Source organism: Pseudochrobactrum sp. AO18b (assembly GCF_000409565.1).
Lineage (GTDB): Bacteria > Pseudomonadota > Alphaproteobacteria > Rhizobiales > Rhizobiaceae > Pseudochrobactrum > Pseudochrobactrum saccharolyticum.
This window is the reverse complement of sequence record NZ_ANNO01000329.1, coordinates 1-12,625: the sequence shown is the minus strand read 5'-3', so window position 1 is coordinate 12,625 and position 12,625 is coordinate 1. Positions and strand designations below refer to the sequence as shown.

Genomic DNA, 12,625 nt, shown 5'->3' with positions numbered 1-12,625 from the left:
CCGGTTTTTGCAGGAAACTACTGTCAAGTTTTGCCCACATTGCCTTGCTATATTAGCAATGATTAGGGAGACGTCGGCGGGCGCTCCAGTTGAAATTAGGAAAACGCCATGACTGACAGTAGCGTGACGGGCCGCAATCAGAATCACAGTGATATTCGCGACGAATCGGCGCGGGATAATGATCCGCTGTTTGAATTGTCGCGCATTTTTGGCTTTGATGAACCGGCAGAACAAAAAAATATGCAGAATGCGCAGGCTGAACCGGAAATGTCTTCCGAGATGAGCCTTGAGCGGGAACTGATGGCAGATTTCGATGCTGAATTCGCGGCTGACTTCGCTGCTGAACCGGCACAGCCAGCCAGCAATTTCCAGCCGCAGGATGAAGCGTTCAGCCCTGTTCAGCAGACCGCCGCCGAGAGCCGCTCTTACCAGCAGGCTGTCGAGCCGCGCTTTACCGGCTATGCGCCGTTGCAGCGTGCCTATGCAGAAGAAAAAGCACCGGAACAGTCCCAGCCTGCCTTTCAGCAGGATATTCCGCAATATTATGCGGAAGAGCAGGATTATACGGCTGCGGAACCGCAGAATGCTTATTATGAGGCCTATTCCGATCTGCCTCAGGATGCAGCATTTTCAGAGCCTGTGCAGGCTGCGAATGAAGATTATTTCTCTTCGCTGGAAAATGAGCTGAGCCAGAGCTTTGAACCGGAAACCGCCTCGCAGGTTGCTGCTGAGCCGTATTATCAGGAGAACCAGTATGCCCAGCCTTATCAGGCGGGTTATGGGTCCCATGCGCCTGAATATTCGGAAGTTGCGGCCAATGTTTCACAAGAACAGGTCGCTCAGGATTTTGATCTGCCTGAACTGAATACAGACGATTTCGATTTTTCTGATATCGGCCGTGAGCCGCAACAGGAATTTGTTGCCCAGAGCTATGACAATGTTTTTGCGGAAAACGAGGCTTACCGCCCTGTGAATGCAGCACAGCAGTCTGATACCAGCTTTGAGGATGAGCTTTCATTCCTGCTGCAGGATGAAGCACCTGCTGCGGCGCCTGCTGCGGCACTGGCTCAGACGGATAATTATGCTTATCAGGCACCGTTTGAAGCAACACCTGAAGCAACGGCCTATGCTGATCCGGTCGCGGCTTATGAGGATGAAGTTGTTCCGCTAACCGATATCGAGCCATTGTTTGATGCGCCGTCCATTGAGGTTGCCCCTGCTGTAGCCGATTTCGACGGTCAGGAGCCGGTTGCGGATTATCAGGCCCATGCAGATATGCAGGCCGAGGATGATTATACGCAGGCTGCACCGGTGCAGAGTTACGATCAGATTGATGATGAGTTCTTTGCTGCTCCCGATCTGAGCCGCTTGCCAAACCGCACAGCCAGCGCCCAGACCAATTGGGAAGAGGACAGTGCTGATACAGCTGAAGCTCCGGCAGCCAGTTCCTTCGCGGATCTGTTCGGCGCCAGATCACAGTCTGATTACGCGGAAGAAACAACCGAAACCTATGAGCCGGAACAGGCTGTCGCTTTTGAAGAAGAGCAACAGACTGAAAACTTCAACTTCGGCGATGATTTCTACGAAGCAGAAGAAAATGCGCCCGTTGCAGAACAGGCCATAGAGCAATCTTATGTACCGGAGCCGGAGGCTCCATTGACTTATAATGAGCCGGAAGCTCCGTTGGCGTATAATGAGCCTGTGGCTCCGTTGGCGCATAATGCAGTGCGCGGTTATTCTTCCTACACATTCGGTGCGGCGACACCGGCAGCTGCGGCTGCAACCACATCTGCAGCAAGTACAGCAGAACGCTCTGTCAGCAGCTTTGCGGATACGATTGCAGCTATTCCGTCTGCCTATGCTTCGCAGCCTGTGCGTGACACTGCTCCTGCTGCAGCTTCCTACGAAGAACCGGCTTATGAAGAACCGGTCGCGGCGGATAATTTCTTCAGCAATGATGATTTCGATTTCTCATTTGATGAAGACCTGCAGCCTGCCGATGATTTCGCCGTTGCAGAAGCATTGGAAGAACTGCCGCTTGATCTTGATCTGAATGATGAACCGGAGATTCCGGCCTATCAGCCAGCTCAGAGTGCAGCCTCCAAGCCGTTTGTACCGGCACCGGAAATCGAATCCGTTGTTGTGTCGGAAAACAAGGTTGAGCAGACACAGGCGCTCGATCTGCCTGAGGTCAGCTATGGCGATGATGTTAAAGAAACGGGGCTGAACAGTCTCGAATCAGAATTTGCAGAAATTTTCAGCACGATCAGTGTGAATGAAGCTGCCGCACCGGATACAACCAGTGAAGCAGACAAGGCTTTTGAGAATATCCTGCAGGATAATTTCGCAGACTATCATACAGCCGTTAAAGCCGAGCCGGAAGAAACCGATTCAAATGGTGCAGGTTTCGGCACTATTGCCGGTGCTGCAGCTGGTCTTGCCGGTGCAGCCGTAGCGGGTGCAGCACTGCGTGGTTCTTCCGCGCAGAGCGGTGCAGGCCAGACAGGCAATGCCACGCAGGATGATTATTATAATCACTGGGCGGCTCAGGGTGCGCAGAATAATGATTTCGACACCTATAATCTGTCCGAAAATTTCTCCCGTGATGAGGATGACTATACGGAATCCCGTCCGCGTGAAGAGAACCCGTTGCGTAAACCTATCCTCTGGGCATCGGTCGCTGCAGCAGCTCTGATCGTTCTGGGCGGCGGTTATTATATGCTCAAATCCGGCGGTGTTGTCGGCGGCGAACCTGCAGTTCTGCGGGCTGACAGCCAGCCGGTCAAAGTCCAGCCGGAAAATCCGGGCGGTATGGTTGTACCAAATCAGGACAAGGCTGTTTACGATCAGGTTTCCGGTACCAAGCCTGCTGCGCCTGAACAGAAAACTCTTATCAATACGGAAGAGGAACCGGTTGATGTAGGCCTGTTGCAGGGTGCGGATGCGGAAGAAGACCGCTTATTGTCGGATGAACCGGAAAGCACCAATAGTGCAACGCCTCCTGCTGCCAATAATCCGGCACAAGAGGCTGAGCGCGAACTGGTAACACCACGTACGGTGAAAACCATGGTCGTGCGCGCTGACGGTACAATCGTACCGAGTGAAGCACCGGCGGCCACTGCGCCTGCAAATAATAATGCAGCAGCAACCGATAATGGTCTTGATGAGGCATCTCGTCTGATTAGCCAGAGTGCTGTTCCTGAACGTCTGGGTACTGATGCACCGGCACCTTCTGCACAGAGTGCAGCAGCACCGCGCGTTGTACAGACGCAGACTTTCACCGCTTCCGGTGAACAGGTCAAACCGCGTGAAGTGACAACAGCTCCGGTTGTGCCGTCCCGTCCTGCCGAGCAGCCGGTTAATGTTGTAGGCAATGTGGAGCGTCCTGCACAAAATACAGCACCGCAGCAGGTTGCCAGCGCCACTGCGCCTGCAGCCAATGTTTCGGCCAATGTTCCTGCGGGTACATGGTTCATTCAGATCGCTTCGCAGCCGAGTGCAGAACTGGCACAGAAAAGCTATGCCAATATGAGTTCGCGTTACGGTAATGTTATCGGTGGTCGTGGTGTTGATATCAAAAGGGCGGATATTGCCGGTAAGGGTACTTATTACCGTGTCCGTATTCCGGGTGGCACCAAAGCTGAAGCCGCAGCGCTCTGTGAGCGTCTGAAATCTGCCGGTGGCAGCTGCTTCCCGACACTCTGATCTGAAAATATGTAAAACAAACATGAAATGCGCTGTGTATCTTTAAAATACGCAGCGCATTTTCTCTTTATGGGTTATGCAGAGAGCATTATCTGATTTGTCGCATAATCGCGGGCGTTAAATGATCTCATTTATCTGCGAAATGCCTGTCTGATTTGTCATATTCCAATAGGCGAGGAGCATTGCCGCAATGACATTTAAAGCCATGATTACCGGTTTCGAAGGTACAATGCTGACCGAAGCCGAGCAGGAACTGTTCCGTCGTGTGCGTCCGTGGGGCTTTATTCTGTTTGCCCGCAATGTGGAAAGTCTGGAGCAGTTGCGCGCATTGACCGCGCAAATCCGCGATGTAACCGGACGGGATGAGACACTGATCTTTATCGATCAGGAAGGCGGACGTGTGCAGCGCCTGCGCCCGCCGCTGGTGCCTAATTATCCGTCAGCGTCGCAGATCGGTGCACTTTATGAACAGGATGAAGAGCTGGGTATGCGCGCCGCCTGGCTGCTCGGTCGTCTTCATGCTTTTGATCTGATGGGCGTCGGCATCAATGCCAATTGTCTGCCGGTGCTGGATGTGCCGGTTGAAGGCTCTCATGAGGTGATCGGTTCACGTGCTTATTCCTATGATCCGGAAACTGTTGCGGTACTGGGTAATGCGGTTGCTGAAGGGCTGATGGCCGGTGGTGTGCTGCCGGTGATGAAACATATGCCGGGGCACGGCCGTGCATTTGCCGACAGCCATAAAGAACTGCCGAGCGTTGATGCGCCTTTGAGCGAACTCTGTGCCCGTGATTTTGTACCATTCTGCCAGCTGGATGATCTGCCCGCCGCTATGACCGCGCATATTGTTTACAAGGCGCTCGATCCGGAACGCCCTGCAACGCTGTCGCCGGTGGTTATCAATTGTGTGATCCGTGATATGCTGGATTATGACGGCTTGCTGATGAGCGACGATATTTCCATGAAGGCGCTGTCCGGCAATCTGGATGATATTGCCCGTGAGATTATCGCTGCCGGTTGTGATGTGGTGTTGCATTGCAGCGGCGTGCTGGAAGAAACCATTGCCGTTGCCGCTGCTATTCCTGATCTGAAAGATGAGAGTCTGCGCCGTGCGGAACTGGCTGAAGTCTTTGCAGGTGAAGCGGATCTGAGCAGTGAGGCAGCGATCCGTGCGGAATTTAACGCTTTATTCCCAGAGGTCGCTGTTGTCTGATAGTCAGGCAGAACTTCAATAAATAACAGGCCGGATGATGAGTACCGAAACCGCAAAGACGGATAATCCCCAGACACCAAAGGCCGATGTGCCGATGGATGATCTGTGGCAGTCAGAAACGGCACTCATCATTCCGCCGGACAGTGCCGAGGATCTGACCCTGCATGTGGATGTGCAGGGTTTTGAAGGACCGATGGATTTGCTGCTGCATCTGGCACGCAATCAGAAGGTTGATCTGACACAGATTTCCGTGCTGGCACTTGCCGAGCAATATCTGAAATTCATTGAGCTGGCACGCGACCGTAAGCTGGAACTGGCGGCCGATTATCTGGTGATGGCGGCATGGCTTGCCTATCTCAAATCGCGTCTGCTGATCCCCAAGGTCAAAGATGAGGATGGCGAGACCGGCGAACAGCTGGCTTCTGTTTTGCAATTCCGGTTGAAACGGCTTGAAGCTATGCGTGATGCGGCAGGCAAGCTGGTCAATCGTGACCGGTTGGGGCGCGATGTATTTGCCCGTGGTATGCCGGAAACGGTGCTGGTGGAAAAGACCAGCCTTTACAGCGCTTCGCTTTATGATCTGCTCACGGCCTATGCCTCGCAGCGCCAGAGACAGGCGGTTTCCCATGTGCAGATTGCCAGGCGCACAGTCTGGTCGCTGAAAGAGGCGCGGGTGCTGCTGGTGCGCATGGTTGGTGAATTGCAGGACTGGGTGGCGCTGGATGCATTTCTGCTGGATTATATTGCGCGGCCGGAAGACCGTGCTAGTGCGATTGCCAGTTCTTTTGCCGCCAGTCTTGAGCTGGTGCGTGAAGGGCGGATGGAATTGCGCCAGAATGCAGCTTTCGAACCGATTTTTGTACGCGCTGCCGAACGTAAGCCGGTAAGCAGTGTGCCGGATGATCTGAAGACGGATCGCGAAGATAAGGATGAAGCGTGAGCGAGACTGAAATTTTGACAGCTGCTGAGGCTGAAATGCCGATCATATTTTCAGATGATACTAATCCGTCCGTGCCGTCACGCGAGGCGCTGGGTGATGTGGTGCGTATGGTTGAGGCGATTATTTTCGCGTCTTCCGAGCCGGTGACAGAGAAAATGCTGTCGGAGCGACTGCCGCTGGATGTGGAACTGCTGCCGGTGCTGAAAGTGCTGCAAAGTGAATATCGTCTGCGCGGTGTCAATCTGGTCAAAGCCGGTGACGGCTGGGCGTTTCGCACAGCATCGGATTTAAGCTTTCTGATGAGCCGCGATCTGGTCAAACAGAAGAAACTGTCGCGTGCGGCGCTCGAAGTGCTGGCAATTATTGCTTATCATCAGCCGGTAACCCGTGCGGAGATGGAAGATATTCGTGGCGTGGAAACCTCAAAAGGCACATTGGATGTGCTGATGGAAACCGGCTGGGTGAAACTGCGCGGCCGCAGACGCACACCGGGACGTCCGGTGACCTATGGCACGACAGACAGTTTTCTGGATCATTTCGGTCTGGCAGAGATTCGCGATCTGCCGGGTATGGATGAATTGCGCGGGGCAGGGCTGCTCTCCGCACGTCTGCCTTCGAATTTCTCTGTGCCGGTGCCGAGTGTGCGGCCGGATGAGTTGCTGGCGGATGAAGACCCGCTGACTGCCGGTGATATTGAAGAGCTAGGTCTTTTCATGCCGAAGGTCGAAGATGATGAGCGTAAATAGCCTTTTTCGCTGCTGTTACTGTTAAAATTGTCATAATTCTGTGCTTGTTAACTTTTAAGCAGCGGCGGGGTTGCAGCCATTTCAAACAGCGGCACGTTACCGGATAAGGGCTTCAGCGGGGTTCCGCCGGATAAATGTTTTTTATTTTTGTAACTATGCTGTAGAACAAAGAGAAATTTCACCGGTTCTGTTTGAACAATGCTGTGATTGCGCTTAAATAGAGACTGAATTTGGATAATCCTGCTCCGGTATGAATATGCCGCGAGAGCATTTAGGGGATATAAGATGGGTAGTTTTTCGATCTGGCACTGGCTTATTGTTCTGGCGGTTGTGCTGCTGTTGTTTGGCCGCGGCAAAATTCCTGAACTGATGGGCGATGTTGCCAAGGGCATCAAAAACTTCAAGCAGGGCATGAACGAGCCTGAAGAAACCGATGTTGCTTCTTCCAAGACCATCGACAATGAGACCGGCGAACAGGTCAAGCCGACGAAGAAAACGACAAAACTGTAATTGCAGATCATTCTGCCGGACTGTGCCGCCTTATGCGGCGCAGAAAGACTTTGGCCACGCGTTCGCTTTGAACACAGGCCAAAGGCGGACAGATGGTGAAATGGAACGCCGATGTTAGATATAGGCTGGTCGGAGCTTCTGGTAATTGCGGTTGTTATGATCGTTGTTGTCGGCCCGAAGGATCTTCCGAAAATGTTGCGCGCCTTTGGCAAGGCAACAGGAAAGCTGCGCGCCACGGCGAACGAGTTCCGGACGCATTTTGATGAAGCTATGCGTGAGGCAGAGCTGGACGAAGTCAAAAAAACAATTGACGGCGTGAAGCAATATGACCCGCGCAAAACGGTGACGGATATTTTTGAACCGGTGCGCAGCGCCGGTGATGATTTGCGTGCCAGCCTGAATAATGCATCGCCGAAGCCGGAGGAAACACCGGCCGTGCCTATGGATTCGCCGCTGGATCTCTCTGAAATCAAAGAGGAAGAGGCGAAAGCGGCAACGCCTGCTGCACAGCCTGTTGCTGCAAAGCCTTCAGCTGCTGTTGCCGAGCCTGCTTTCGCAGAACCGGTGAAAAAAGCCGCGAAGCCCAGAGCTTCAAAAACTGCGGCTGACACAACGGCAAAACCTGCTGCAAAGAAAGCGCCGGCAAAAAGCGATTCTGCAGTAAAAGCTGCACCAGTAAAGCAAGCCGCAGAGAAAAAGGCTGTTGCGCCCCGTGTAAAAGCCGCAGCGAAAACAACAAAAAAGACAGGAACTGAGCAGTGAGCAGTGATCAGGATGAAATAGACCAGAGCGCTGCGCCTTTGCTTGAGCATCTCATTGAGCTGCGCCGCCGCCTGATCTGGTCGATTGTGGCCTTTTTTCTGGCCTTTGTACTCTGCTTTGCTTTTGCCAAGCATCTCTTCAATTTGCTGGTTCTGCCTTATCAATGGGCGCTGGACTGGGCAGGGATGGATCGCAGCAAAGCTGCATTGATCTATACCGCACCGCAGGAATTCTTCTTCACGCAGGTGAAAGTGGCGATGTTCGGCGGTCTGGTTCTTGCCTTTCCGATGATTGCTTCGCAGATTTACAAGTTTGTTGCGCCTGGCCTTTATAAGCATGAGCGTATGGCATTCCTGCCTTTTCTGGTTGCCTCACCTTTGCTGTTTCTGCTGGGTGGCGCGCTGGTTTATTTCTTCTTCACACCGATGGTGATGTGGTTTTTCCTTGCCATGCAGCAATCGGGTGCGGATGGCGAAGTGCAGATTTCCCTGCTGCCGAAAGTGTCGGAATATCTCAGTCTGATTATGACGCTGATTTTCGCCTTTGGTCTGGTGTTCCAGCTGCCGGTTATCACATCGCTGATGGCCAAGGTCGGACTGGTGACTGCACAGGGCCTGCGGGATAAGCGCAAATATGCGATTGTGATTGCCTTTGTGGTGGCTGCCGTGCTGACACCGCCGGATCCTGCAAGCCAGATCGGTCTTGCTATACCGGCAATCCTGCTCTACGAAATCTCGATCTGGCTGGCACAGATGATTGAGAAGAAGCGCGCTCAGGCCGAAATTCTCAATAATCTCACACCTGCAGATGATAATGAGCAAAAATCGTCCTGATTTTCGTATCATGTGATAGAAATTGAAGGCAGCATTTATGCTGCCTTTTCATGCATTGCAGCGGATCAGTTGTGATCGTGTTGCGATATAAGAGCCTGCCGTAACCGCTTGTTGTGATTACGGTGAACCTGAACCTAAAAATAACGGTACTTCCAATGCTGGACATTAAATGGATACGCGAAAACCCTGAAGCTCTTGATGCTGCTCTGCAAAAGCGCGGAGCCTCTGCTGTATCCTCCGATGTGTTGGCGCTGGATGAAGCCCGCCGTCAGCATATCGCCAAGGTGCAGGAAGCGCAGGAGCGCCGCAATGCCGCCTCGAAAGAGATCGGCAAAGCGATGGGCGAAAAAGATATGGCGACCGCTGACCGCCTGAAGGCGGAAGTTGCCGAACTGAAAACCTTCCTCACCGAAGCGGAAGAAGAAGAGCGTCGCCTTGATAAAGCGCTGAATGATGTTCTCTCGAGCCTGCCGAATGTGCCTTATGACAGCGTTCCAGTCGGTAAAGACGAGAATGACAATGTCGAGACACGTCGTGTCGGCAATATCCGTAATTACGGTTTTGAACCGAAAGAGCATTTTGAACTGGGCGAAGCCCTCGGTCTGATGGATTTCGAGCGTGCTACCCGCATGTCCGGTTCGCGCTTTACCGTGCTGAAAGGTGCACTTGCGCGTCTGGAACGTGCGCTCGGTCAGTTCATGCTTGATCTGCACACCACAGAACATGGTTATTCTGAAACCATGGTTCCGCTGATGGTGCGTGATGATGCGGTATATGGTACAGGCCAGCTGCCGAAATTCTCGGAAGATCTGTTCCGCACCACTGACGGCCGTTGGCTGATCCCGACAGCGGAAGTGCCGCTGACCAATCTGGTCAATGGTGAGATTGTGGATGGTGCTGAACTGCCGATGCGTGTGACTGCGCTGACGCCTTGTTTCCGCTCGGAAGCCGGTTCTGCCGGTCGTGATACACGCGGTATGCTGCGTCAGCACCAGTTCTGGAAAGTGGAAATGGTATCTGTAACCGATGCGGAAAGCTCGGAAGCCGAACTGGAACGCATGACCGGTTGTGCTGAAGAGGTTCTCAAGCGTCTTGGTCTGCCATTCCGCACTGTTACACTTTGCACCGGTGATATGGGCTTCGGTGCGCAGAAAACTTACGATATCGAAGTATGGCTGCCGGGTCAGAATACATTCCGCGAAATCTCCAGCTGCTCGGTCTGCGGTGATTTTCAGGGACGCCGCATGAATGCGCGCTACCGTGCTGCCGGTGAAAAAGCGACCCGTTTCGTTCACACGCTGAACGGATCCGGTGTGGCTGTTGGCCGTGCATTGATCGCTGTGATGGAAAATTATCAGGAAGAAGATGGCAGCATCACCATTCCTGAGGCTTTGGTGCCTTATATGGGCGGCATGACCCGTATCGAAAAAGCCTGATATTCAGGTCTGAATTAAAGAAATGCCGGAGGCGGAAATGTCTCCGGCATTTTTATTTCTCCGCATTATCTCTGAATTTACAATTTTAAAGGATGATGCTGCCTGATCGGCTATAAATCTGACTTCGGGCAGGGTTCATGAATATTCACATGCAGGCAAATACGGGCAAATATCGCATGAGCGGCAAAGAAGGTTTTGCCTCTTTTGTATTGCGTATGCGCAGTCGCGGTTTACATGATCCGCGTTTGTTTGCAGCAATTGAAGCCACGCCGCGTCAGCATTTCATCAATTCGGCCTATCAGGATTTTGCCTATAGCAATCGTGTTTTGCCGCTGGCTTGCGGCGAATCAATTGAGGGGCTGGACGATCAGGCGCGTTTTCTCTCGGCTTTGTCGCTTGAAGCGGGGCATCGTGTGCTGGAAATCGGCACAGGCTCGGGATTCACTGCCGCAGTTATGGCGCGCCTTGCCGCGCGTGTGACAACGATTGAGCGTTATAAAACTTTGGCAGAAGCCGCGCGTAATCAGTTTCAGGCACATCAGATCGAAAATGTTGTTTGCAAACATGCAGATGGCCGCCACGGTGTAGCCGGTGGTCCTTATGATCGTATTATCGTCTGGCTGGCTTCGGATGCAATGCCTCGGCAATATCTGGATCTGCTGGCAACGCATGGCGTGATGATTGCACCGGTCGGGCAGGGTGACGGGCAGCAGGTCATGTGCCGTATGGCTAAAGTCGGCAGCCGCTTTGAGCGCGAAGACCTGATGATGGTGCGTTATCAGCCGTTTATCGAAGGCTCTGCTGCGTTTCTCTGAAACGTCGGCTGATTTTATTTCCCGGTTTTTATAGTTGTCACAGTGCTCTGACAGGCTTTGGAGTAGCATGTTGTGTATCAAATTTGCCTGATTTAGCGATTATGGTATCCGTTTGATGAATCTTTTAATTTTTTTACAGCAATTTTAACCAGCAGGTAACATTAACGCGCTTTAATAAGTCTACTTAGAGTTTCGGGTATGGACGGGTTGAATATGCGTAGAAAAGTTTTGCATCATGCGTCCGAGCGTCTTCTGCGTCATAGCGCGGTCATCCTGCTTGCAGGTGTGGTTGCTGGCTGTAGCGGGGATATGACACGCTTTACGGATGGCCTTACGACTGGATCGACGAATAATCAGCGCGCGATTATGCAGTCACAGAATCAGTCCTATCAGCAGAATAACGGCGCGGATAATTATCCGTCGATGCCGGCTGCGCAGCGTGTGGCTTCCGGTAATGTGCAGCGTAACGAGTTGCCGCCGGTAGGAACTGCCGCACCGATGGGCGCTGCACAGGTTGTGCAGAATAATGTTCAGAACTCTGTTCAGTCCGTACGCGATCAGGCGACACAGCAGGTTGCAATGGCTGGCAGCAATATGACCAATGCTGCGGCAAGTTCGGTTAATAATGCGATGGTGCAGCCGGGTGAAACACTTTACGGCGTAGCCCGCCGGTTTAATGTGTCTCCGAATGATCTGATGGCTGCGAATAATATTACTGACCCGAATATGCTGCGGGCAGGGCAGACACTGACAATTCCGGGCGTTAAAGCTGCTGCCGGCGGCGCATTGGTTGCTGCTGCCAATGGCGGTACGCAGACCCTTGGTCAGCTGAAATCAAACGGTACACAGGCTGTTGCCAATGCTCAGCAGGCTGCAACGAATAAAGTGAATAATGCTGTTGCCAATGCAGGCGCAAAAGTAGCTGCTGCGACCGGCGGTTATACTGTGCAGAGCGGGGATACGCTTCATGCGATTGCCCAGCGCAATGGCGTGACGGCTGCAGCTCTGAAACAAGCGAACGGCATGAGCGACGGTACAATCCGCGTCGGTCAGTCTCTGGTGATCCCAGTTGCGGCGACTGCTGCAGCAACGCAGGTCGCGGCTGTTGCCAAGCCGGTTCAGGCCGCAGTTGATACGACAGTAAAAACAGCCTCAACCCCGCCTGCAGCTGCAAAACAGGTGCCGGATGGCAGCGTGAAGCCTTATACACCGCCACAGGCGAGCAATAAGGTGATTGAAGAAGCCGAGCAGGATGTCGCCATGGCGCCTTCTGCAACCGGTATCTCGCAGATGCGCTGGCCGGTACGCGGCAAGGTGCTGACCAGCTTTGGTCAGCGTGACGGCGGTACTGTGAATGACGGTATCGACATTATGGTGCCGGAAGGTACACCGGTTAAGGCAGCCGAAAACGGTGTGGTTATCTATGCCGGTGACGGGCTGAAGGAATTCGGTCAGACTGTTCTGGTGCGCCACGAAAATGGTCTTGTGACTGTCTATGGTCATAACAGCAAGATCAATGTGCAGCGCGGTCAGAAAGTGCGCCGCGGTGAGGAAATTGCCCGTTCCGGTATGAGTGGCAATGCAAAATCGCCAAAGCTGCATTTTGAAGTGCGCAAGAACTCAACGCCGGTTAATCCGTCGAAATATCTGGAAACATAATTTTCA

The 12,625-nt window shown here is 52.9% G+C and carries 10 protein-coding genes; all 10 read left to right on the top strand.

The genetic code is table 11. The annotated features are described in order from the left end of the window. Positions 1 to 108: 108 nt before the first annotated feature. Positions 109 to 3,705 (top strand): SPOR domain-containing protein, encoded by a 3,597-nt coding sequence (locus A918_RS21360; RefSeq protein WP_022711491.1) that lies wholly within the window; start codon positions 109 to 111, stop codon positions 3,703 to 3,705. 190 nt (positions 3,706 to 3,895) lie between these two features. Then, on the top strand, positions 3,896 to 4,918 hold the full coding sequence (nagZ, locus tag A918_RS0113025) for a beta-N-acetylhexosaminidase (RefSeq protein ID WP_022711490.1): 1,023 nt from the start codon (positions 3,896 to 3,898) through the stop codon (positions 4,916 to 4,918). A gap of 37 nt (positions 4,919 to 4,955) precedes the next feature. After that, positions 4,956 to 5,858, top strand: coding sequence for a ScpA family protein (locus A918_RS20425; protein ID WP_022711489.1), 903 nt, complete (start codon positions 4,956 to 4,958; stop codon positions 5,856 to 5,858). Then, entirely contained in the window at positions 5,855 to 6,604 is a 750-nt protein-coding gene (scpB, locus tag A918_RS0113015; RefSeq protein WP_022711488.1) for an SMC-Scp complex subunit ScpB, read from the top strand. The genes A918_RS20425 and scpB overlap by 4 nt, the downstream gene beginning before the upstream one ends. Before the next feature lie 285 nt (positions 6,605 to 6,889). Then, entirely contained in the window at positions 6,890 to 7,114 is a 225-nt protein-coding gene (locus tag A918_RS0113005; protein WP_022711486.1) for a twin-arginine translocase TatA/TatE family subunit, read from the top strand. Between the two features lie 111 nt (positions 7,115 to 7,225). Continuing rightward, entirely contained in the window at positions 7,226 to 7,876 is a 651-nt protein-coding gene (gene tatB / locus A918_RS0113000; protein ID WP_022711485.1) for a Sec-independent protein translocase protein TatB, read from the top strand. Continuing rightward, positions 7,873 to 8,709, top strand: a complete 837-nt coding sequence (gene tatC, locus A918_RS0112995; protein ID WP_022711484.1) for a twin-arginine translocase subunit TatC — start codon at positions 7,873 to 7,875, stop codon at positions 8,707 to 8,709. The genes tatB and tatC overlap by 4 nt, the downstream gene beginning before the upstream one ends. Before the next feature lie 155 nt (positions 8,710 to 8,864). Next, positions 8,865 to 10,145 (top strand): serine--tRNA ligase, encoded by a 1,281-nt coding sequence (gene serS / locus A918_RS0112990; RefSeq protein ID WP_022711483.1) that lies wholly within the window; start codon positions 8,865 to 8,867, stop codon positions 10,143 to 10,145. Between the two features lie 149 nt (positions 10,146 to 10,294). Continuing rightward, positions 10,295 to 10,960: a protein-L-isoaspartate(D-aspartate) O-methyltransferase gene (locus A918_RS0112980; protein ID WP_033316112.1), complete on the top strand. Its 666-nt coding sequence runs from the start codon at positions 10,295 to 10,297 to the stop codon at positions 10,958 to 10,960. Between the two features lie 423 nt (positions 10,961 to 11,383). Further along, positions 11,384 to 12,619 (top strand): LysM peptidoglycan-binding domain-containing protein, encoded by a 1,236-nt coding sequence (locus tag A918_RS0112975; RefSeq protein ID WP_371257522.1) that lies wholly within the window; start codon positions 11,384 to 11,386, stop codon positions 12,617 to 12,619. Positions 12,620 to 12,625: the final 6 nt, after the last annotated feature.